Genomic DNA, 22609 nt, shown 5'->3' on the forward strand with positions numbered 1-22609 from the left:
AGGGTCAGCCTCGCAGCACGGCGGCCATCCGGCGTCCGTGTGCGGTGAGTTCGTCGTACGGGACCGCGGCCGGCGGCAGCCGGTCGAGGTAGGCGGCACGCAGCACCTCGCCGGCCTCGGCGCTGGCGGCGAGGTCGAACAGGTCCGTGAGGGCGTTGAACTTCATCTGCTGCACTCCCTCCTCGATCAGCCCGGCCAGGGCCGTGGCGTCGCGCGGCAGGGCGAGTCCCAGCGCCCCGAAGGCGCCCGGGTCGACGGCCACGGCTGACAGCTCTCCTTCCCCGCGGACCGGGGTGCACGCCCGCAGCAGGGCGCGAATGCCGGGCAGCCGCCGGCCGGCGCGGTCCCGGAGCAGCTCGGCCGCCTCGGTGAACCGCCGTGACCACAGGGCGAGTTCGGCCGCGTCGAGCCGGGGCGCCGGGGTCGCCCCGAAGCCGTCGCGGTAGGGGTCGCCGTCCTCCAGGAGCACCGTGAACTCCGGTGTGACGAGGCGGCGTACGGGCTCCCAGGCGTGGGTGACGGGCAGTTCGGGTCCGCCGGGCCGGGTGGCGCGCAGGAGGGTGCCGCCGCGGGCGAGCAGCGGTCCGTGGCCGGGCGGCAGGGTCAGCCGGCCGAGGCCGGGCAGGTGGGCGCGCCACCGCGGGGGTTCGAGGCGCAGTTCGCAGCCGGTGCGCAGGGCGACGGCGAGGGCGGTCTCGGCGAGCCGTTCGGTGACCGCCCGTGCGGTCAGCCGGCCTTCGAGCGCGCGGACCGCCCAGGTGCCGAGGTAGGGGTGGCGCAGGGTGTCGGCGGTGGCGGCGGGCCACTGCCGGTCCAGCTCGTTCAGGGCGCTCGCCCCGGGGCCGGGGTACGCGGCGCAGACGGCGGCCATCAGCATCCGGCGCACGCTCGCCTCGGCGTCGAGCAGGGCGTCGAGCGCCTCGTCGTCGCCGTCGCCCGCGGCGAGGGAGTCGAAGCCGTGCGCGGTGAGGGTGTGCGGGCGGGCGACGGGCTGTTCGCGCGGGGCGTTCAGCACATGGCCGATCAGCCGGAACAGGTCCTCGCAGTACACGGACGGGTTGTCGAAGCCGTTGGCGGCGCGGTGGCGGTGGCCGTACAGTCCGCCGCCGCAGATCCGTACCACCTCGCACTCCTGGCACGTGCGGCTCAGCGCGTCGGTGCCGCCGCGCTGGGCGAGGAAACCGGGGTGGGCGGCCGCGTCGTCGAAGGAGTCGCGCAGTACGTGGAAGCCGGTGCTCGGCGCGTTCTGCGCGGCCGTCTTGAGCCAGTCGGCCTGTTCGATCTCGCCGTCGGTCTCGACGACGACGAGGTCGGGGCTGCCGAGGCCGAGCGCCTCGGTGAAGGACTCGGCGCCGTCGCGGCCGGCCTCGATGGAGTCGAACAGCCGCACGGGGAAGGGCCGGCCGGCGGCGGCCCAGCGGTCGTGGACGGTGGTCAGCCAGTGGGCGTAGGTGGCGGGCCGGGCCGGGTCGCGCCACGGCGGACGGTCCCAGGTGGCGTGCGGCAGCAGGAAGTCCACCCGGGGCGGGTCGAGGGCGGCCAGCGCGTCGTGGACGGCGACGGGGTCGTTCGCCGCGTCGACGGTGCACAGCAGGCCCGCGAAGGCGGCGCGGTGGGGCGGGGAGCCGATGAGGCGTACGGCGCGGACGACCGCGTCGTAGGAGCCGGTGCCGTTGGCGCGGACGCGGTGGCGGTCGTGGGAGGCGCGGTCGCCGTCCAGGGAGATGCCCACGGCGATCCCCTCGCGGACCAGCATCCGGCAGAACTCCTCGTCCAGGAGCAGTCCGTTGGTCTGCATTCGCAGGTGGAGGGCGCAGACGCCGTCCAGCGCGGTGCGCAGTGCCGCGGCGATCCGGGCGAGCCGTTCGCTGCCCGCGAGGAGGGGTTCGCCGCCGTGCAGGATGACGTGGACGCGGCGCAGTTCGGGGTGGGCGCGGGCGTGCTCGGCGATCCGGGACACCGTCGCCGTGATCACGTCGTCGGCCATGACCTGGGGTCTGCGCCGCCAGCTCTGGTCCGCGTGCCGGTACACGTAGCAGTGGTCGCAGGCCAGGTCGCACCTGCTGTGCACCTTGAGGACGAACTGGCGGAACGCGCGTCTCCCGGCGGTCATCGGCCGACGGTGTCCGGGCCGGTCAGATGCTGGAGTTGAAGCTCGGTCCGGCCAGTCGCCGGGACGGCAGCAGGCGGTTCACGGCCTGCCGGTCGACGGTGGCGAGGCCGTCGAGGGGGGTGGCGGCGCAGTCCGGGACGCGGGTGGTCATGGGCGGGCGCGGGGGCGCTGCCGCTAAGGCGTTCGGACCGGGGCCTGACGTCTCACGGACTTTCCGCATCGGGGGTCTCCCAGGTGTCGAGTCGGGTGGAGCGTCGAGCGTCGGGGTCGCTGTGTCCATCATCCTGTTGGGGTCAGGTCAGTGACAAGAGCCGCAAAGGTAGCTTACGGGCCAGGTTCCGTACGGTAAGGGCCAATTCAGGTCAGGGAGTTGGGGGGTGCGTGGTCGGGTGCGGGTGGGTGGGGGTTGTTCGCGCCCCTGGAGGTCGGCTGCGGTTTAGGGGCGCGGGGAACTGCGCGAACAACCACAACACTCCCGCAGCCGAAAGAACCCGGTCGGCTGTCGTGTCGCCTAATGACGTGGCCCCGGCGCCTTGTTGGAGGCGGCCGGGGCCGGGGGGAGGTGGGGGCTAGTTCTGGGTGCCTGGGCCGGGGGTGTTCTGGGCTGTTGGTTCAGGGCTGGTGGCCAGGCGGCTGTGGGTTCGGCTGTAGAGGAAGTAGACGATGATGCCGAGAAGCATCCAGCCGGCGAACCGGAGCCAGGTCTCGGCGGGAAGGTTCAGCATCAGCCACAGCGACGCGGCGACCGACAGGATCGGCACGAACGGCACCCAGGGGGTGCGGAAGGCACGGGGCAGGTCGGGGCGGCTGCGGCGCAGGATGACCACGCCGATCGCGACGACCACGAACGCGAACAGCGTGCCGATGTTGACCAGTTCGGCGAGTTCGCTGAGCGGGGTGAAGCCGGCGACGACCGCGATGATCACACCGAGCAGAATGGTCGGCCGGTGCGGGGTGCGGAACCGCGGGTGCACGTGGGAGAAGAACGTCGGCAGCAGTCCGTCGCGGCTCATCGCGAAGAAGACCCGGGTCTGCCCGAGCAGCAGGATCATGCAGACCGTCGTCAGACCGACGGCGGCGCCGAAGCTGATGAAGCCCGCGAACCAGGGATGCCCGGTGGCCTTGAACGCGTCGGCGAGCGGGGCGGTGATGGACAGGTCCGTGTAGTGCTGCATGCCGGTGACGACGATCGACACGGCGACGTAGAGGGTCGTGCAGATGAGGAGCGAGCCGAGGATGCCGCGGGGCATGTCGCGCTGCGGGTTCTTCGTCTCCTCGGCGGCGGTCGCGACCACGTCGAAGCCGATGAAGGCGAAGAAGACGACGGAGGCGGCCGTGAAGATGCCCATGACGCCGAAGTTGGACGGCGCCCATCCGAACATCAGCTGGATGAGCGGGGACTGGAGGTCCCCGCCCGCGTCCACCGGCTGCGCCTTCGGGATGAACGGGTCGTAGTTGTCGCCCTTGATGAAGAACGCGCCCGCGATGATCACGACGAGCACGACGGTCACCTTGATGGCGACGACGAGCGAGGTGACCCGAGCGGAGAGCTTGGTGCCGAGCACCAGGATCCCCGTGAGCACCAGGACGAGCGCGGCGGCGAGGATGTCGAAGCCGAAGCCGTCGGCCCCGTCCCGGCTGCCGAGCGCCGCCGGCAGATGCCAGCCCGCGTTGTCCAGCAGTGACGCGATGTACCCCGACCAGCCGACGGCCACCACCGCCGTGCCGAGCGCGAACTCCAGGACCAGGTCCCATCCGATGATCCAGGCGGGCAGTTCACCGAGCGAGGCGTACGAGAAGGTGTAGGCCGAGCCGGCCACGGGGACCGTGGAGGCGAACTCGGCGTAGCAGAGCGCGGCGAGGGCGCAGACGACACCGGCCACGACGAAGGCGAGGGCGACCGCCGGTCCGGCGTTGTTCTTGGCGACGGTGCCGGTGAGGACGAAGATGCCGGTGCCGATGATGACACCGACGCCGAAGACGGTCAGATCCAGCGCGGACAGGGATTTCCTGAGCGCGTGCTCTGGCTCCTCGGTATCGAGGATGGACTGCTCGACCTTCTTCGTCCGGAAGAGGGTGCTGCTCACGGGCGTACCTCCCACGCTTGTCGTCCTCGACATGATCGAGAGGGGGTGTACTGCGTATGCCCCGGCACGACCAATGTCACGCGAATGGGCCGGTTCCACCACCCCTGACGGGGAGGGGAACCGGCCCATTCGGGTGGCTCGGCGGGCGGCTCAGTCGCGCGCGGCCTCGATCTCGTCGGCCGTGGCCCGCCCGTACTTGCCGTCGAGTCTGGCGACCAGTCCGGTGACCTGGCGGGAGATGTCGGGCGCGGTGAGCCCGATCTCCGCCATCACCTGGGCGCGGGAGGCGTGGTCGAGGAACCGCGGCGGAATGCCGAAGTCGCGCAGCGGTACGTCCACTCCGGCGTCCCGCAGCGCCTGGGCGACGGCGGAACCGACGCCACCGACCCGGGAGTTGTCCTCGACGGTGACGACCACGCGGTGCCGCTCGGCGAGCGGGGCCAGCGCCTCGTCGACGGGCTTGACCCAGCGCGGGTCGACGACCGTCGTCGTGATGCCCTGCTTGTCGAGCAGCTTGGCGATCTCCAGGCACATCGGCGCGAGCGCGCCGACGGAGACAAGCAGCACGTCCGGGGTGTCGGTGCCGGCCTCGCGCAGTACGTCCATACCGCCGACGCGGCCCACGGCGGGTACGGCGGGACCGACCACGCCCTTGGAGTAGCGCAGCACGGTCGGCGCGTCCTCGACCTGGACCGCCTCGCGGAGCTGGGCGCGCAACTGCTCGGCGTCGCGCGGCGCGGCGATCCTGAGGCCGGGCACGACCTGGAGCATCGACATGTCCCACATGCCGTTGTGCGAGGCGCCGTCGTCGCCGGTGACGCCGGCCCGGTCGAGCACGAACGTCACCCCGCACCGGTGCAGGGCGACGTCCATGAGGACCTGGTCGAAGGCGCGGTTGAGGAAGGTCGCGTACACCGCGAAGACGGGGTGCACTCCCCCGGTGGCGAGGCCGGCCGCGGAGACGGCGGCGTGCTGCTCGGCGATGCCGACGTCGTAGATCCGCTCGGGGAAGGCCTCGGCGAACTTCTTCAGGCCGACGGGCTGGAGCATCGCGGCGGTGATGGCGACGATGTCCTCGCGCTCGCGGCCGAGCTTGACCATCTCGTCGCCGAAGACGGAGGTCCAGCTGGCGGCGGCGGCCTTGATGGGCAGCCCGGTGTCGGGGTGGATCGGGCCGATGCCGTGGAAGCGGTCGGCCTCGTCCTGCTCGGCCGGCTCGTAGCCGCGGCCCTTCTCGGTGAGGCAGTGCACGATGACCGGGCCGCCGAACCGCTTGGCCCGGGTCAGCGCCGACTCCAGCGCCTCCATGTCGTGGCCGTCGATCGGGCCGACGTACTTCAGGCCGAGGTCCTCGAACATGCCCTGCGGGGCGATGAAGTCCTTCAGGCCCTTCTTGGCGCCGTGCAGGGTGTCGTAGAGCGGGCGGCCGACGACCGGGGTGCGCTCCAGGAGCTCCTTGGTGCGGGTCAGGAAGCGCTCGTAGCCGTCGGTGGTCCGCAGGGTCGCCAGATGGTTGGCGAGGCCGCCGATGGTCGGCGCGTAGGACCGCTCGTTGTCGTTGACGACGATGACCAGCGGGCGGTCGCCGTCGGCGATGTTGTTCAGCGCCTCCCAGGCCATACCGCCGGTGAGGGCGCCGTCACCGATCACGGCGACCACGTGGTCGTCGCGTTTGCGCAGCTGGTTGGCCTTGGCGAGGCCGTCGGCCCAGCCGAGCACGGTCGAGGCGTGGCTGTTCTCGATGACGTCGTGCTCGGACTCGGCGCGCGAGGGGTAGCCGGAGAGGCCGCCCCGGCCGCGCAGCCCGGCGAAGTCCTGACGGCCGGTGAGCAGCTTGTGGACGTAGGCCTGGTGCCCGGTGTCCCACAGCACCCGGTCCTTCGGCGAGTCGAACACCCGGTGCAGGGCGATGGTCAGCTCGACCACGCCGAGGTTGGGGCCGAGGTGGCCGCCGGTCTTGGACACGGCGGCGACGAGGAAGCTGCGGATCTCCTCCGCCAGCTGGTCCAGCTCCTCCAGGCTGAGCCGGTCCAGATCGCGCGGTCCCCTGATGCGGGTCAGCAGCGGCACCCGTGCCTCCTTGCAGTAGAGCTGTTGCCGGGCTTGTCGAGTCTAATGTTCCGCCTTTGCGGGCGGCGCCCGGGAGGTGCGTCATATGTCACGCGATCGGCTGTACCCAAGTTATGCCGTTCCTACGACATGACTGTGCCCGGCACCTCGAAAGATGCCGGGCACTGAGCGCCCCGTCAGGGGCGCGGGACCGTATTCAATCTGCGGCTCCGCCGCGTGGGCGCGACCAGCCGCAACCGGCCCGCAGCCCGCAAGCAACCGCGCTAGGCACGACCCGCCGTCTTCTGGGTCCGACGCGTGACGGAGTCGATGACGACCGTCGTCAGCAGAACACCCGCGGTGATCATGTACTTCACCGGCTCCGCGATGGACTCCAGCTGCAACCCGTACTGGATCGACACGATCACCAGCACACCGAGCAGCGCGTTCCACGTCCGCCCACGCCCACCGAACAGCGAGGTACCACCGATCACGGCCGCCGCGATGGCGTTCATGAGCAGGTCACCGGTACCGGCACTCTGGTTGGCGGAGGCGATCTTCGAGGCCAGGAAGAGGCCGCCGATCGCGGCGAACCCGCCCGAGATCGCGAAGACCGAGATCCGTACCGCGGTGACGTTGATACCGGCACGGCGGGACGCCTCGACACTGCCACCGAGCGCGAAGATCTTGCGCCCGTACGTGGTGCGGCGCAGCACGAAGTCGGTGGCGAACAGGAAGACCAGGAAGATCACCGTGGCGAGCGGCAGGCCCTTGTACTGGTTGTACATGATGGCCGCGGCGAAGGAGATCACCGCCAGCAGACCCGTACGCAGCAGTGTGTCGCTCAGCGGCCGGGACGGCACACCCGCCGCCTCGCGGCGCCGGTTGCCGAGGAACGACGTCAGGAAGAAGACGCCGGTGAGTACGGCCGCGAGGGCGTACGCGGCGGCCACGTCCGTGAAGAAGTACGTCGTCAGCTTGCCGATGAGGCCGTCGCTGTCGAGGTTGATCGTGCCGTTCTCGCCCAGCGTCTGGAGCATAAAGCCGAGCCAGAACAGCAGGCCGGCCAGGGTGACGGCGAAGGCGGGGGCGCCGAGCACGGCGAAGAAGAAGCCGTGCGCCGCGCCGATGGCCGCACCGGCGGCGACGGCGAAGAGCACCGCGGCCCACTCGGGCCAGCCCTGGTTGACGGCGAGGACGGCCGCGATGGCGCTGGAGGCGCCGCTGACCGAGCCGACGGACAGGTCGATCTCGCCGAGCAGCAGCACGAACACGATGCCGACGGAGATCATGCCCGTGCCGACCATGGTGACGGTGATGTCACTGATGTTCTGCGCGGACAGGAACTGCGAGTTCAGCGTCTGGAAGACGATGCAGATGACGATGAGGCCGACGATGACCGGCAGGGAGCCCAGCTCACCGGCGCGCAGCTTGCGCTTGAACTCGCCGAGGTAGCCGGTGAGGCCCTGCTCGCGGACCAGCAGCCGGGGGTCGACCGCGGTGACCGCGGCGGCCGCGGCCTCGGGGTTCTCCACGGCCGTGGAGTCCGCGGCCGACGAGGAGGTCTTGTCGATGCTCACTGGGAAACCTCCCCGTTCCCGCGCGCCGCACGGCGGGTCACGGCGTTGTCGGTGGCGCCGGTGATGGCGGAGATGATCTCCTCCTGCGAGGTCGTCTTGACCTCGAAGACGCCGTTGTTGCGGCCCAGGCGCAGCACCGCCACCTTGTCGGCGACGGCCTTGACGTCGGCCATGTTGTGGCTGATGAGCATCACGGCGAGACCGCGCTCACGCAGCCGCTCCACGAGGTCGAGCACCTGTGCGGTCTGCTCGACACCGAGGGCCGCGGTGGGCTCGTCGAGGATGACCAGCTTGGGCTCGCCGAGCATGGACCGGGCGATGGCCACCGTCTGGCGCTGACCGCCGGAGAGCGAGGCGATCGGGATCCGGACGCTGGGGATGCGGATCGACAGCGTCTGGAGCAGCTCGCGCGAGCGGCGCTCCATCTCTACCTCGTCCAGGACGCCCCACTTCCGCAGCTCACTGCCGAGGAAGAGGTTGCCGACGACGTCGATGTTGTCGCACAGCGCGAGGTCCTGGTAGACGGTCGCGATGCCCAGGTTCTGGGCGTCGTGCGGCCGGTTGATCGAGACGGCCTGGCCGTCCCATTCGATGACGCCCTCATCGATGGGGTGCACGCCGGCGATCGTCTTGACCAGCGTGGACTTTCCGGCGCCGTTGTCGCCCACCAGGGCGACCACTTCACCGGCGTGGACCTCAAGCTCTACGTCGGTGAGCGCCTGGACGGCACCGAACCGCTTGGAGACCCCGCGCAACGCCAGCACGGGCGTAGCGGACACGTGAACCATCTCCTTCGCCGCCTGACCCGGCGGAAGGTTGTGCAAAGACTGGGGGGACAAACATAAACATGGTGGTCCGTCCGGCGCCCCGCACTAGCTTTGCGGGGCTGTGGACACGGGGCGCCGGAGGGGTTTTCCGGTTGCGGCGGACCCGTACGGGAATTCAAGGACGAATTCCCGTACAAGGAAAGCGACGCGCGCAACCGTGACTCGTGGTGTTACTTGATGCCGAGGGTGTCGCAGGCGGACTTGTAGTTGCCCGTGCAGATCTCGGCGGCGGTGTAGATGCCGTCCTTGATGACCGTGTCGTTGACGTTCTCCTTGGTCAGCGAGACGACCGGGACGAGGACCGACGGCACGTCGTTGGCGCTGCCGCTGGAGACCTTGTCCTTGGCGATCGCGCCCAGGTCCTCACCCTTGGCCAGGGCGACCGCCATCTCGGCGGCGACCTCGGCCTCCTGCGGGTAGGACTTGTAGACGCTCATGTACTGCTCGTCGGTGATGATGCGCTGCACGGCGGCGAGCTCGGCGTCCTGGCCGGTGACCGGGATGTCGTCGATGCCGGCGGCCTTCAGGGCGGTGATGATGCCGCCCGCCATGCCGTCGTTGGCGGAGTAGACGCCCTGGATCTTGTCCTTGCCGAGCGCGGTGATCGCCGCTTCCATGTTGGCGTTGGCGTTGTCCGGCGACCATTCCTTGGTGTCGAACTCGCGACCGATCTTGACCTTGCCGTCGAGGACGGAGTGCGCGCCCTTCTTGAACAGGGCGGCGTTCGGGTCGGTGACCGAGCCGTTCATCATGACGATCTGGCTGTCCGCGGCCTTGTCGCCCAGGGCCTGGAGCAGGGCCTCGCCCTGTACGCGGCCGACCTCTTCGTTGTCGAAGGAGGTGTAGGCGCTGATCGGGCCCTCGGCAAGACGGTCGTAGGCGACGACGTCGATGCCGGCGTCCTTGGCCTTCTGCACGGAGTTCTGGATCGCCTTGGCGTCCACGGCGTCCAGGATCAGCACGTCCACCTTGTTGGTGATCATGGTGTCGACCTGCTGGGCCTGGAGGTTGGCGTCCTGGCGGGCGTTGTTGTACTGGATCTCCGCCTTGTTGTTCGTCAGCTCCTTGATCTTCTTCTCGATCAGGGGCCGGTCGAACTTCTCGTAGCGGGCGGTCTTGTTCTCCGGAAGGAGGAGGCCGACCTTGATGTTGTCGCCCTTGGCGGCCGGCGAGCTGGAGTCGCTGTCCCCGCCCGCTTCCTCGGCACTGCCACAAGCGGCGAGCGAGACGGCCATCGCACCTGCTGCAATGGCTACGGCGGCACGACGCATACGCGTGTTCACTTCAGAAACCTCCCTGACGAGGCCGCGTCGTTGCGGCCGAGGTGGCTGGAAGTCAACTCGGCCACACGTGCGACGTCAAGAAGTAAATCCTTAACGGGTTGGCAACGGTGCCATCCGTTCTCTAAGTGAAGGCAGGCGCGACGACCGGCATCGTGCCGTCCAAAAGGGTCGAATCACCCATCTCGCTGAGGGCGAGAGCAAGCGCTCCGAGCACTTCCGCGCGACCCCCAAGTGCCCCGGGGAGAACGGACAGTTGGCGCGCGGCACTGGGGATAGCGTAGCGGCCGACAGACTCCCGGATCGGCCCGAGCACCAGCTCACCGGCCTCGGCGAGATCACCGCCCAGGACCACTCGGCTCGGGTTCAGCAGGTTGCAGAGATTCGCCACTCCACTGCCGATGTGTCGGCCGACGTCGGCGATCACCCGACGGCAGCCCGGATCTCCGTCCCTGGCCAGACGGACCACGCTCTCCATGGTCAGATCGGTGCCGTAGCTGGGCTGAAGGAGCGGAAGCACGTAGCGGGCCGCCGCGAAGGTCTCCAGGCAGCCGCGGTTGCCGCAGCGGCAGACCGGGCCGGATTCATCAAGTGTAATATGTCCGATTTCACCTGCGGTCCCCCCGGGACCCCGGTAAATCTTCCCCTCGATGACCAGACCGGCGCCCACACCGCTGGAGACCTTGATGTACGCCAGGTCCCGCACGCCCTTGCCGCTGCCCCAGACCAGCTCGCCGAGCGCGCCCAGATTGGCGTCGTTGTCCACGTGCACCGGCACGCCGAGCCGCCCCCGCAACTCCTCGGCGGGCTTGGTGCCGGTCCAGCCCGGCAGGATCGCGGTGGAGCCGAGGGTGCCGGACTCCACGTCGATCGGCCCGGGTACCCCGAGCCCCACTCCGGCGATCTTGGTACGGTCCACCCCGGTCGCCGCGATCAGGCGGTTGACCAGCTCTTCCGCCGCGTCGAAGCCCTGTGCGGCGGAGGCGTCCACGTCCAGCGGCTCGGCCTCCTCGGCGAGCACCTGGTGGGCGAGGTTGCCGACCGCCACCCGCAGATGCGTGTGCCCGAAGTCGACCCCGATGACAATGCCGGCGTCGCCGCTGAGCGACACGCTGCGGGCCCTGCGGCCGCCGGCCGAGGTCGGGGTGACCTCGACGGTTCCGCCGTCCTTGAGTTCCCGGACGATGTTGGAGACCGTGGCTGCCGACAGTCCGGTCGTCCTCGCGATCTCCGCCTGAGTGAGCGATCCCGCGAGGCGCACTGCGCGCACGACCCGCTCCAGGTTGGCTCGGTGCAGCGACGACTGCGACCCCGGAGTCTCCACGACGACCTCCTGCGCGCGGGACCGCATCGGTGAGGCCCCGTCTATGTCCAACTAGTGAACTCTAAGCTGAGCTGTTCGGGTCGCCTCCCGTCAAGAGGTTGAACTCGATCCCGGTGTCCGGCACAGCTCGCACGCCGCTGCCCAGGGCGGGAAGCGGCGTGCACTCGTCCGGTCGCGGAGCGTTACTTCAAGGCCCCCGCGGTGAGTCCCTGGACGACCTGTCGCTGGAAGATGATGTAGGCGGCGAGCACCGGCAGCATCGCCATCACCAGGCCGGCGAAGAGGCCGGACCAGTCGCCCTTGTAGCCCTGGCTGACGGCCAGCTGGACCAGGCCCTGGGTGAGCACGCGCTTGTCGGGATCGGTGTTGAGCACCGTGGGCAGCATGTACTGGTTCCACTGGCCCAGGAAGTTGAAGATACCCACGCTGATCAGGCCCGGCTTGGCCATCGGGGTCATGATCTGGAAGAACGTCCGGGCGTGCGAGGCGCCGTCCACGAAGGCCGCCTCCGCCACCGAGGTCGGCAGGGTGCGGAAGAAGGCCGTCAGGAAGAACACCGTGAACGGCAGCGAATACGCGATGTAGACCAGGATCAGTCCGTGAATGGTGTTGAGCAGCCCCATGTTGTTCACCACGTAGAACAACGGGACGAGCGCCAGCATGATCGGAAAACTCATGCCGCCGATGAACAGGTAGTAGATGAACCGGTTGCCCGGGAATTCGAAACGGGCGAGGACATAGGCCGCCATCGAGCCGAGCAGCAGGGTGCCGATGAGTGAGCCGCCGACCACCAGAATGGTGTTCAGGAAGTAGTCGCTCATATTGGCCTCGGTCCAGGCCCGCGACCAGTTCTCGAAATGCAGCCTGTCCGGCAGCGACCAGGGCGAGCTGAAGATGGATCGGTCGTCCTTGAAGGACGTCATCACCGCCCACAGCAGGGGCATGACCACCATCACGGCCCAGATGACCAGCACACCGTGGGAGAAGACGTTGAGGACGCCGCCCTGCTTCCTCTCCTTCCGGGGCGGGCGCGCCGGGCCGTCGGTCTTGGTGACGGGGGCTCCGGAGTCGGTGGGGCCCGGAGCCGGGGTCTCGGTCGTCTTCATCCGGTCAGTACTCCAGCCGCTCGCGCCGGCCCAGTCGCATCACGACGGCGGCGAAGATCAGGGTGACGACGAGCAGGGCCACTCCGATGGTGGTGGCGTAGGCGGCCTGCCCGTCCCGGAACGCCTTCTGGTAGACGTACAGGACCATGACGGTGGTCGAGTAGTCGGGACCGCCCGGTCCGGTCGTCATGATCTGTACGACCGCGAACGACTCGGCGCCCAGGGCGAGGATGCCCATGTAGACCCAGCCGGACTGCACGGTGTCCCACAGCAGGGGCAGCGTGATCCGGAAGAAGGTGGCGGCCCGGCCCGCCCCGTCCAGCAGGGCGGCCTCGTAGAGATCGGCCGGGATCGAGGCCATGCCCGCGGAGAACAGGACCACGAAGAAGCCGACCGTGGACCACACCAGCACCGCCATGACGGCCCACAGCGCGATGTTGGGGTCGCCGAGCCAGAGCGGCTGGATGCTGTCGAGGCCGATCCCGCGCAGCAGCGAGTTGATCGCGCCGCTGTCGGGGTTGTACGCGAAAGCGAACAACAGGGCGACGATCGCGATCGACAGCACCTGCGGGAAGAAGTAGACGATCTTGTAGAAGGAGGACCCGCGGACACCGGTGACCGCGGGACCTCCCTTACGCTTCCGTCCGCCCACGTTGATCATGAAGGCGAAGAACAGCGCCAGACCGATCGTCACCAGCGGCACGAGCAGCGCGAACCACAGGCTGTGCTGCAACGACTTCCAGAAGATGTCGTCGTCCAGCATTCTTTCGTAATTGTCGAAGCCGACCATCTTGAAGTCGGGACTCAGGCCGGTCCAGTCCGTGAACGAGTAGTAGATGGACTGGATGAACGGCCAGACGACAAAGAGGGAGTACAGCCCCAGGGGAACCGCGAGGAACCCCACAATGAACCGGTACTTGCCGTGCTGCATTGCTACCGACCCCGATCTGTGCGCGGGTGCCGCCGCTGGTGACGGATCCTCACCTGTGACTACTGGTGCTTGTAGTGCTTGATCGAGTCGTCCTTGGCCGCGTTGTCGGCGAAGGTCTGGATCTTCTTGATCGCCTCCGCCGGTGTCAGCCGTCCGGCCATCATCTCGCCGAGGCCGCCGACGCCGATCTGCTCCTTCTGCAACTGCACGTACCAGTCCTGGAGCCGCGGGTTCACCACGTTGTCGCCGGCCAGGTCCAGCGCCGCGACACCGGACTTGAGGCCGGGGGTCAGGGTGATGCCGTCGGTGCCGCCGTTGTACGCGGTCAGGGACTTCACCTTGCTGGTGAAGTTCTTCGAGGACGCCTCGCTGAGCATGACGCGCAGCTGCTCCATGCCGCCCGCCGGGTTCTTCGCCTTGGCCGGCACGATGAACGGCTCACCGCCGGAGGCCCAGATGGTGCCGAACGGCAGCTTGTCGGAACTGTCGAGGCCGGTCGGCGCGGAGACGGCGAGGTTGAAGTCGGAGGGGATGACGTTCGCCGACTCGTTCTCCACCCAGGAGCCGTTCGGGATGAACAGCGCCTTGCCCTCGGCCCACGCGGTCTGCGACTGGATGTGGTCGAGGCCGGGTGTGCCCTTGAGGACGTACCCCTTCTTGTAGAGCTCGTAGTAGGCCTCGAAGCAGGCCTTGACCGCCGGGTGCTTCCAGGCGTTCGGCTCCAGGTTGTCGATGGCGTCGAGGACCTCGACACCGCCGACCTTGCCGATCATCGGGTAGAGCGAGAAGGGCAGGTAGTACGGGTACTTGCCCGCGTACGTCCAGCCCGCCATGCCCTGCTTCTTGGCCTTCTCGCAGACCGCGAGCATCTGGTCCCAGGTCTCGGGGTACTCCTCGTCGAGCGACTCCAGGGCCTTCTGCGAGTACCAGACGCCGTACACCGTGTAGGCGTAGTACATGATCCAGACCGGCTGGCCGTCGAACTGGCCCATCTCCACGATGCCGGGGCGCAGTGTGTCGCGGACCTTCTTGTCCGGGTCGTCGTAGGACGGGGCGTCGAGGAGCGGGGTGAGGTCGGCGAGCTGGTCCTTGCCGACGAGGACGCCCATGTCCATCTGCTCGGCGCCGGAGTTGTCGATGAGGTCCGGCGGGCTGCCCTGGTTGAAGCGGGGCTGGAGGGTGGACTGGATCTTCTGGGTGGCGGAGAACTTCACCGTCGCGTCGGGGAAGTTCTTCTCGTAGATCTTCACGGCGTCCTCGGCGTACTCCTTGCCGAAGCCGCCGTCGAACAGCACGAATTCCATCTGCGCGGTGTCGTTGACCGCCAGGGGGTTCTTCGCGGACTTCTCGCCCGCCTCGGGCTTGTCCTCGTCGCCCCCGCCCCCGCTGGCACAGGCCGACAGAAAGCTCATGGTGGGGACGGAGATCAGGCCGAGTGCGGCCGATCGCCTGATCAGATCGCGGCGGCCGACGCCGGTACCGTTGTTCTCGGCGGAAGTGGATCCCATGCTCAAGTCCTCGCCTTCTCCAGGACTCAGGCGGTGAACCGGATCCTCCCCGGCACCGCGGTCGGGTCAAGCTGGGTCGTGCAGGATGTGCGGGTCGGTCCGACGGTCAAGTCGGTCCTACGGTCGATTCGAGTGGTACTAGGTTCCTACGGGACGCACGGAACAGTGCGTGACATGCCGCGTTTTCCAGCACGTTAACTGCCTCGATCGCCGACAGGTATAGTCCACTTCCCGTCGGCTGAGCAAGATCGAATGCAAGGTTGACCATGGGTCTTTTCCGAGTTGAGACCTCGCGGAAATATGGGCGGGCTGTGTACGCGGTGAGTGAAATATCCGCGACATTGTCCCCGAATGCCGCAGCCAACACCCTTGACACCGCTGACCACTTGCACCACTACTGGTCCTTGCGCACACATGCTGACAACGTTGTCCAGCGCAGGGAGGGTGGTGCTTGCGCATGCAGCACAGAACGCGGCACAAGGTCCGGCACAGATGGGGTACGGCGGTCGTCCTCGCGGCCGCCTTCGCCATGACCGTGGGCTCACAGGGCGCGGCGATCGCGCTGGTGGAGGCCCCCGCCGCAGCGGACCGGGAGTTCGCCTCCTCGTTCGAGTCGGACGATCCGGCACCGGACTGGCTGAACACCGTGGACACCGCCGCGGACGGCTCCAAGCGGGCCGCGGGTGTCGACGGCGGCTACAGCACCGGCATTCCGGGCAATGTCACCGACCATGTCACCGGCGTCCGCGCGAGCGGTGAGAACACCGGCGGCGGCGAGGTCAAGGAGAACCTGGTCGACAACGAGCCGGGCACCAAGTGGCTGGTGTTCCAGACCACCGGCTGGGTCGAGTTCGACCTGGACAAGCCGACAAAGATCGTTACGTACGCGCTCACTTCGGCCAATGACTTCGCCGGGCGCGACCCGCGGAACTGGACCCTGAAGGGCTCCGCCGACGGCACCGACTGGAAGACCCTCGACACCCGCTCCGGCGAGACGTTCGAAGAACGGTTCCAGACCAAGTCGTACGATCTCGCCGAGGCCGCCGAGTACCGGCACTTCCGGCTGGAGATCACGCAGAACGCCGGCGACCCCATCATCCAGCTCGCCGACGTCCAGTTCTCCACGGGCGGCAGCGAGGTCCCGGTGCCGCAGGACATGCTCTCGCTGGTGGACTCCGGGCCGCCCGGCTCGCCCACCGCGAAGGCCCGTGCCGGGTTCACCGGCACCCGCGCGCTGCGCTACGCCGGCCGGCACACCACCGACGGCCGGGCGTACTCGTACAACAAGGTCTTCGACGTCGACGTGGCCGTCTCCCGGGACACCCAGCTGTCGTACCGGGTCTTCCCGTCCATGGCCGACGGCGATCTCGACTACGACGCCACCAACGTCTCGGTGGACCTGGCGTTCACGGACGGCACGTATCTGAGCGGACTGCGCGCCACCGACAGCCACGGGTTCCCGCTGACCCCGCGCGGTCAGGGCGACTCGAAGATCCTCTACGTCAACCAGTGGAACAACGTCGAGTCGCGGATCGGTTCGGTCGCGGCCGGCAAGCGGATCGACCGGATCCTCGTCGCGTACGACTCCGCCAAGGGCCCGGCGAAGTTCCGCGGCTGGCTCGACGACGTGACGATCAAGAAGGTCGAGCGGGAGAAGCCGAAGGCGCATCTGTCGGACTACGCGCTCACCACCCGCGGCACCAACTCCTCCGGCGGGTTCTCGCGCGGCAACAACTTCCCGGCGACCGCCGTCCCGCACGGCTTCAACTTCTGGACGCCGGTCACCAACGCGGGCTCGCTGAGCTGGCTGTACGACTACGCCCGCGCCAACAACGCGGACAACCTGCCGACGATCCAGGCGTTCAGCGCGAGCCACGAGCCGAGCCCCTGGATGGGCGACCGGCAGACCTTCCAGCTGATGCCGTCCGCCGCGTCCGGCACCCCGGACACCGGCCGCACGGCCCGCGCGCTGCCGTTCAGCCACGAGAACGAGACGGCCCGTCCGTACTACTACGGCGTGACGTTCGAGAACGGGCTGAAGGCGGAGATGACGCCGACGGACCACGCGGCCGCGCTGCGGTTCAGCTACCCCGGTGACGACACCAGCGTCCTGTTCGACAACGTCACCGACCAGGCCGGGCTGACCCTGGACAAGGAGAACGGGATCGTCACCGGCTACTCGGACGTCAAGTCCGGGCTGTCGACCGGCGCCACCCGGCTGTTCGTCTACGGCCAGTTCGACAAGCCGGTCACCGAGGGCTCCTCCAGCGGCGTCAAGGGCTATCTGCGCTTCGACGCGGGCGAGGACCGGCAGGTCACCCTGCGGCTCGCGACCTCGCTGATCAGCGTCGACCAGGCCAAGGACAACCTGCGCCAGGAGATCCCGGACGGCACCTCGTTCGAGACGGTCAAGAACCGGGCGCAGCGCCAGTGGGACAAGCTGCTCGGCAACGTCGAGGTCGAGGGCGCCACGCCGGACCAGCTGACCACGCTGTACTCCAGCCTGTACCGGCTGTACCTGTACCCGAACTCCGGCTTCGAGAAGGTCGGTTCGACGTACAAGTACGCCTCGCCGTTCTCCCCGATGCCGAACCCCGACACCCCGACCCACACCGGCGCGAAGATCGTCGACGGGAAGGTCTACGTCAACAACGGCTTCTGGGACACCTACCGGACGACCTGGCCGGCGTACTCGCTGCTCACCCCGTCCAAGGCCGGCGAGATGGTCGACGGGTTCGTGCAGCAGTACAAGGACGGCGGCTGGACCTCGCGCTGGTCCTCGCCCGGCTACGCGGACCTGATGACCGGCACCTCCTCGGACGTGGCGTTCGCCGACGCGTACGTCAAGGGTGTCGACTTCGACGCGAAGGCGGCGTACGACGCGGCGGTCAAGAACGCCACCGTGGTGCCCCCCGCGTCCGGTGTGGGCCGCAAGGGCATGGAGACCTCCCCGTTCCTCGGCTACACCAGCACGGAGACGCACGAGGGCCTGTCGTGGGCGCTGGAGGGCTACCTCAACGACTACGGCATCGCGAAGATGGGCGAGGCGCTCTACAAGGAGACCCGCGACAAGCGGTACAAGGAGGAGTCCGAGTACTTCCTCAACCGCGCCCAGGACTACGTCAACCTCTTCGACTCGAAGGCCGGGTTCTTCCAGGGCCGTGACCTCGAAGGCGACTGGCGGGTCGAGTCGGAGAAGTACGACCCGCGGGTGTGGGGCTACGACTACACGGAGACCAACGGCTGGGGCTACGCCTTCACCGCCCCGCAGGACAGCCGCGGCCTCGCGAACCTCTACGGCGGCCGCTCCGGTCTCGGCGACAAGCTCGACGAGTACCTGGGCACCCCGGAGACCGCCTCGCCGGACTTCGTGGGCTCCTACGGCGGTGTCATCCACGAGATGACCGAGGCGCGGGACGTGCGGATGGGCATGTACGGCCACTCCAACCAGGTGGCCCACCACGCCCTCTACATGTACGACGCGGCCGGTGAGCCGTACAAGACCCAGCAGAACGTCCGTGAGGTGCTCTCCCGCCTCTACACCGGCAGCGAGATCGGCCAGGGCTACCACGGCGACGAGGACAACGGCGAGCAGTCGGCCTGGTTCCTGTTCTCCGCGCTCGGCTTCTACCCGCTGGTGATGGGCAGTGGCGAGTACGCGGTGGGCTCCCCGCTCTTCAAGAAGGCCACCGTGCACCTGGAGAACGGCCGCGACCTGGTGGTGAAGGCCCCGAAGAACAGCGCGAAGAACATCTACGTGCAGGGCATGAAGATCAACGGCCGTTCCTGGAACTCCACTTCGATCCCGCACTCGCTGATCGCCAAGGGCGGGGTCGTGGAGTTCGACATGGGCTCCAGGCCGTCCAAGTGGGGCACCGGCAAGAACGCGGCGCCGGTCTCCATCACCGAGGACAACGAGGTGCCGACCCCGCGCACCGACGTGTCGGCCGGTGAGGGCGCGCTCTTCGACAACACCTCGGCGACGGACGCCGCGGTGACCACGGTGGACCTGCCGGTCGAGAAGCGCACCAGGGCCGTGCAGTACACGCTGACGTCGTCGAAGGACCGTACGAAGGCGCCGACCGGCTGGAAGCTCCAGGGCTCCACGGACGGCACCCGCTGGCGGACCCTGGACGACCGCTCCGGCGAGTCCTTCGCGTGGGACCGGCAGACCCGGGCCTTCTCGGTCGACAAGTCGGGTTCCTACACGCAGTACCGGCTGGTCCTCGACGGCGAATCCACGCTGGCCGAGGTGGAGTTGCTGGGCTAGGCCACAGCGGCAGGGCTGGACAGCAGGAAGGGCGGGCGCGGATCTCCGCGCCCGCCCTTCCGTCATCCGGTGGTGCTAGCGGGTGGCGAGGGCGAAGACGTGCAGGTTGCCGTTGTCCGGCAGCGTCACGCTCCTCACCGTCCTGCCCTCCGGGGCGGTGAAGGGCCTGGTGGCGAAGACGTACGTGGCCACCGGGTCCTGGTCCGCGCCCGCGACGTTGCGGTACGCGGAGCGGGCGACGACCTCGTTGCCGTACTGGACGGTGCCGCCGCCACCGCCGACGGTCCAGTCGGTGAAGGCGAGTTCGACCGTGCCGGTGCTGCCGTCGGTGTAGGTGACGGTGGCCTCGGCCCGCTGGTTGCCGTTGACCGCGCTGCCGACGAACGAGAGCGCGGACGCGGGCTCGGCGAGGTCGATGCGCTGCCCCGACGCGGTGGCGTTGTCGGGACGGCCCGCCGGGGAGGCGGGCCAGCTGAACGCGAGGTCGCCCACGGTCCGTTCGGCGCCCGGCGTGAGGCCCGCGGCGGCCAGCGCCTGCCGCGAGTAGCTCCAGCCGCCGCCGTCGAAGTCGGCCTCGTCGTGGTCCCCCGCGTCCTCGGAGACGCCGGTGTTGTCGTACGCGGCGAGCAGACTGCCGGGCGCGGCGACCGTGAGGGCGACCGGCTGCTCGTAGGACGTGGAGCCGGAGGTCACCGTGACCCCGACGTCGTAGAAGCCCTGTGCGGTGGTGCCGGAGGCGGTGAGGGTGATCTCCTGGGAGCCGTCGGTGACCGTGCCCTCGGCGGGGGCGGCGGTGACGCCGGCGGGGGTCTGGACGCGGAAGCGGACCTCGGGGCCGGTGCCGCCGTTCAGGGACAGGGCCCGGATGCCGACCTTGGTGCTGTCGCCGGGGGCGAGACGGGCCGTGGTGGGGCCGACGCCGATCTGGTAGGGCTGCTCGCCCTCGCGGAAGGACGGGGGCGCCTGGGCGGTGCCCCAGTCCGGGTCCGGGGTGCTCGACAGGGTGTAGTCGAGCCGGCCGCCGTCACGGACGAAGGACGCCGGGAGCCAGGCGCGGTCGCTCGCCCGGCCGTTGACCTTCAGCGACCGGACGTACGGGGCGCCGGCGTCGGCTCCGGCGGCGCGGATCGAGATGTCGTTGCCGTCGGGGCGGTCGATCTCGACGCGCGGGAACAGCGGGGAGGCGAGGACGAGTTCGGCGCGCGAGGGCACCTGCGGGTACATGCCGAGGGCGGAGAACACGTACCAGGACGACATCTGCCCGAGGTCGTCGTTGCCCGGGATACCGCCCGGCTCCGTCGACCACAGCTCGTCCATGGTCGCCCGGACCGTCTCCTGGGTCTTGTGCGGGGCGCCGGCGTAGGAGTACAGGTACGGCACGTTGATGGACGGCTCGTTGTCCATCTCGGCCTTGGCGCCGCCGCTGCGGGTCAGGGCCCAGCTGCCGTCGGCGTTGTGGAAGAAGTCGTCGAGCCGCCGCTGTGCCTGCCCGGTGCCGCCCATCGCGGCGAACAGCCCGGCCGGGTTGTGCTGCACCATCCACGTGTACTGGGCGGCCGTACCCTCGACGAAGCCGTTGCCGGTGTCCGGGGTGAAGCCGGTGACCCAGCTGCCGTCGGCCTTGCGGTTGGCGATGTGGCCGCCGGTCGGGTCGGCGGCCAGGTTGAAGTTGTTCTGCCACCACTGGGAGCGGTCGGTGAAGGTCGCCGCGGTCTTCTTCTGCCCTGCCGCGCCCGCGAGTTGGGCGATCGCGAAGTCCGCGCCGGACATCTCCAGGGTCTCGGCGGCGCCGCCCCAGGCGTTGGACACGGACGGCATGTAGTGGTGGTCCAGGTACTTGTCGAGCGAGGGCCGCTGACCCACCGACAGCACCGGCTTGCCCGCGGACGACAGGTCCTGCTCGGTGGGTACGGTCGCCGCCCGCACCAGCGAGTCGAGCGCGCCCCGCAGATCGAAGTCGGTGCCGCCGAAGGCGCGGATGCCGGCGAGCGCGATGGGTGACGGGTCACCGTTCATGACGTGGGTGCCGGACGCGCCCTGGAGCCAGCGGTCCCAGACGCCGCCGTTCTGCCGTGCGGTCTCGTACAGGGACTGTGCGATGTCCGAGCCGGTGTCCGGGCTGAGCAGGGTCAGCAGCTGGACCTGGGAGCGGTAGACGTCCCAGCCGGAGAAGGTGCCGTACTGGGCGCCGTGGCCGCGCGCGACCCTGTGCACCTTGTCGTCGGGGCCGCGGTATCTGCGGTCGGTGTCGCTGATGACGTTGGGGTGCAGGAGGGCGTGGTAGAGCGCGGTGTAGAAGGTGGTGCGCTCGTCGTCGGTGCCGCCGCCGACCCGTACGGCGTCCAGCCGGTCGCGCCAGGCGCGGTGGACCGCGTCCCGGACGGACTCGAAGGAGCGGCCGGGCGGGTTCTCGGCCCTGAGGTTGGCCTCGGCGCCCGCCCGGTCGACGTAGGAGATGCCGACCTTCACGTTGACCGGTCCATCGCCGGGCTCGAACTCGACGTAGCCGCCCGCGCCCTTGCCCGCGACCGGCCGGCCGCCGTTGGCGAAGCCGCCGGTGCCGCCGCTCGCCGAGGTCGAGCCGGGGCTGAGCGTGCCGTCCTGCCAGGTGCCGGTGGCCTTGAAGGCGCGGTCGAAGCGGGCGGTGAAGTGCAGGGTGTAGTAGGCCCGTTGGCCCTCGGGGTCGAGGTAACCGCAGAAGTTTCCGGAGGTCACCGAGCCGGAGACGGTCCGGGTCGCCGGGTCGATCTCGATCTGCGAGTCCGTGGACCCGACCTCGGAGTTGGCGGTACGGATGAGCAAGGAGGCCGGCTTGTCCGCGGGGTAGGTGAAGCGGGCCGAGCCGGTGCGGGCGGTGGCCGTCAGGTCGGCGGTGACGCCGGAGGCGAGGCCGACCCGGTAGCGGCCGGGCTCGGCGCTCTCGTCGGTGTGCGAGAAGTCGGAGGCGTAGACGGCGTCCCTGGTGTCGCTCGCCGGGGAGGAGTCGACCTCGCCGGCGTACGGGAAGAACGGGATGTCGCCGCTGCCGCCCGCGCAGCCCGTGCCGGACATGTGGGTGAGGCTGAAGCCGCGGATACGGGTGGCATCGTGGTGGTAGCCGCCGGGCGCGGCGGTGCGGGTGGCGTCGCCGCGGGTGTTCTCGGGGCTGAAGGAGAGCATGCCGGACGGGGCCACGGCGCCGGGGAAGACGTTGCCGGCGTTGGCGGTGCCGATGAGCGGATCGACGTAGGCGGTCGGGTCCTTGACGAGTTCCGGTGGCGCTCCGGGGGGAGCCGCCAGGGCTGGGGTGGCGCCGGCGGCCGCCAGCACGGCGGCCAACAGCAGGGAAACGGGGCGGAATCGCTTCACGCGGCCCCTCCTCCTTCGGACGGGTCGCGCACCACAGGTCGCACAAGCCGCAGGGACAGTAGCGTGCGCCAGCGGTACCACGGAAGACCGCCCCCGAATCCGGCGGCACGCCGCGGTGTCACCCGGACGCGGGAGCTTGCCTCAACTTGGTTGACATCGTTGTCCGTTACGGCGATAGAGTCATGT

Annotated in this window: 13 protein-coding genes; 1 reads left to right on the forward strand and 12 read right to left on the reverse strand. The window is 69.2% G+C overall.

The window, feature by feature from the left end; all coding sequences use genetic code 11:
* Positions 1-4: 4 nt before the first annotated feature.
* From ACIQAC_RS16185 to ngcE, 11 genes are all read right to left on the reverse strand, one after another.
* Positions 5-2113: an FxsB family cyclophane-forming radical SAM/SPASM peptide maturase gene (locus tag ACIQAC_RS16185; RefSeq protein WP_402191322.1), complete on the reverse strand. Its 2109-nt coding sequence runs from the start codon at positions 2111-2113 to the stop codon at positions 5-7.
* A gap of 22 nt (positions 2114-2135) precedes the next feature.
* Positions 2136-2264: a hypothetical protein gene (locus ACIQAC_RS16190; RefSeq protein ID WP_402191323.1), complete on the reverse strand. Its 129-nt coding sequence runs from the start codon at positions 2262-2264 to the stop codon at positions 2136-2138.
* Between the two features lie 418 nt (positions 2265-2682).
* Complete coding sequence (locus tag ACIQAC_RS16195) at positions 2683-4200, reverse strand: amino acid permease (RefSeq protein WP_402191326.1); 1518 nt, start codon at positions 4198-4200, stop codon at positions 2683-2685.
* Between the two features lie 150 nt (positions 4201-4350).
* Complete coding sequence (gene dxs / locus ACIQAC_RS16200) at positions 4351-6270, reverse strand: 1-deoxy-D-xylulose-5-phosphate synthase (RefSeq protein WP_402191328.1); 1920 nt, start codon at positions 6268-6270, stop codon at positions 4351-4353.
* 263 nt (positions 6271-6533) lie between these two features.
* Positions 6534-7829: a sugar ABC transporter permease gene (locus ACIQAC_RS16205; RefSeq protein WP_402191330.1), complete on the reverse strand. Its 1296-nt coding sequence runs from the start codon at positions 7827-7829 to the stop codon at positions 6534-6536.
* Positions 7826-8617 carry an ATP-binding cassette domain-containing protein gene (locus ACIQAC_RS16210; protein ID WP_402191332.1) on the reverse strand — a complete coding sequence of 264 codons (792 nt, stop codon included), beginning with the start codon at positions 8615-8617 and terminating at the stop codon, positions 7826-7828. Before ACIQAC_RS16210 ends, ACIQAC_RS16205 begins: the two co-directional genes overlap by 4 nt.
* A gap of 209 nt (positions 8618-8826) precedes the next feature.
* Positions 8827-9927, reverse strand: a complete 1101-nt coding sequence (locus ACIQAC_RS16215) for a substrate-binding domain-containing protein (RefSeq protein ID WP_402191760.1) — start codon at positions 9925-9927, stop codon at positions 8827-8829.
* 133 nt (positions 9928-10060) lie between these two features.
* A complete protein-coding gene (locus tag ACIQAC_RS16220) occupies positions 10061-11260 on the reverse strand; it encodes an ROK family transcriptional regulator (RefSeq protein WP_402191762.1) in 1200 nt (399 codons plus the stop codon).
* A 182-nt stretch (positions 11261-11442) separates the two neighbouring features.
* Entirely contained in the window at positions 11443-12366 is a 924-nt protein-coding gene (locus ACIQAC_RS16225) for a carbohydrate ABC transporter permease (protein WP_402191334.1), read from the reverse strand.
* 4 nt (positions 12367-12370) lie between these two features.
* Entirely contained in the window at positions 12371-13297 is a 927-nt protein-coding gene (locus ACIQAC_RS16230; RefSeq protein WP_402191335.1) for a carbohydrate ABC transporter permease, read from the reverse strand.
* Between the two features lie 59 nt (positions 13298-13356).
* Positions 13357-14805, reverse strand: coding sequence for an N-acetylglucosamine/diacetylchitobiose ABC transporter substrate-binding protein (ngcE, locus tag ACIQAC_RS16235; RefSeq protein WP_402191336.1), 1449 nt, complete (start codon positions 14803-14805; stop codon positions 13357-13359).
* Between the two features lie 529 nt (positions 14806-15334).
* Between ngcE and ACIQAC_RS16240 the strand changes: the two genes are divergently transcribed.
* On the forward strand, positions 15335-19075 hold the full coding sequence (locus ACIQAC_RS16240; RefSeq protein WP_402191764.1) for a GH92 family glycosyl hydrolase: 3741 nt from the start codon (positions 15335-15337) through the stop codon (positions 19073-19075).
* A 75-nt stretch (positions 19076-19150) separates the two neighbouring features.
* On the opposite strand, the gene ACIQAC_RS16245 is transcribed toward ACIQAC_RS16240, so the two are convergent.
* Positions 19151-22423, reverse strand: coding sequence for a GH92 family glycosyl hydrolase (locus ACIQAC_RS16245; RefSeq protein ID WP_402191338.1), 3273 nt, complete (start codon positions 22421-22423; stop codon positions 19151-19153).
* Between the last annotated feature and the right edge of the window lie 186 nt (positions 22424-22609).

This window comes from Streptomyces sp. NPDC088387, assembly GCF_044753385.1.
Taxonomy (GTDB): domain Bacteria; phylum Actinomycetota; class Actinomycetes; order Streptomycetales; family Streptomycetaceae; genus Streptomyces.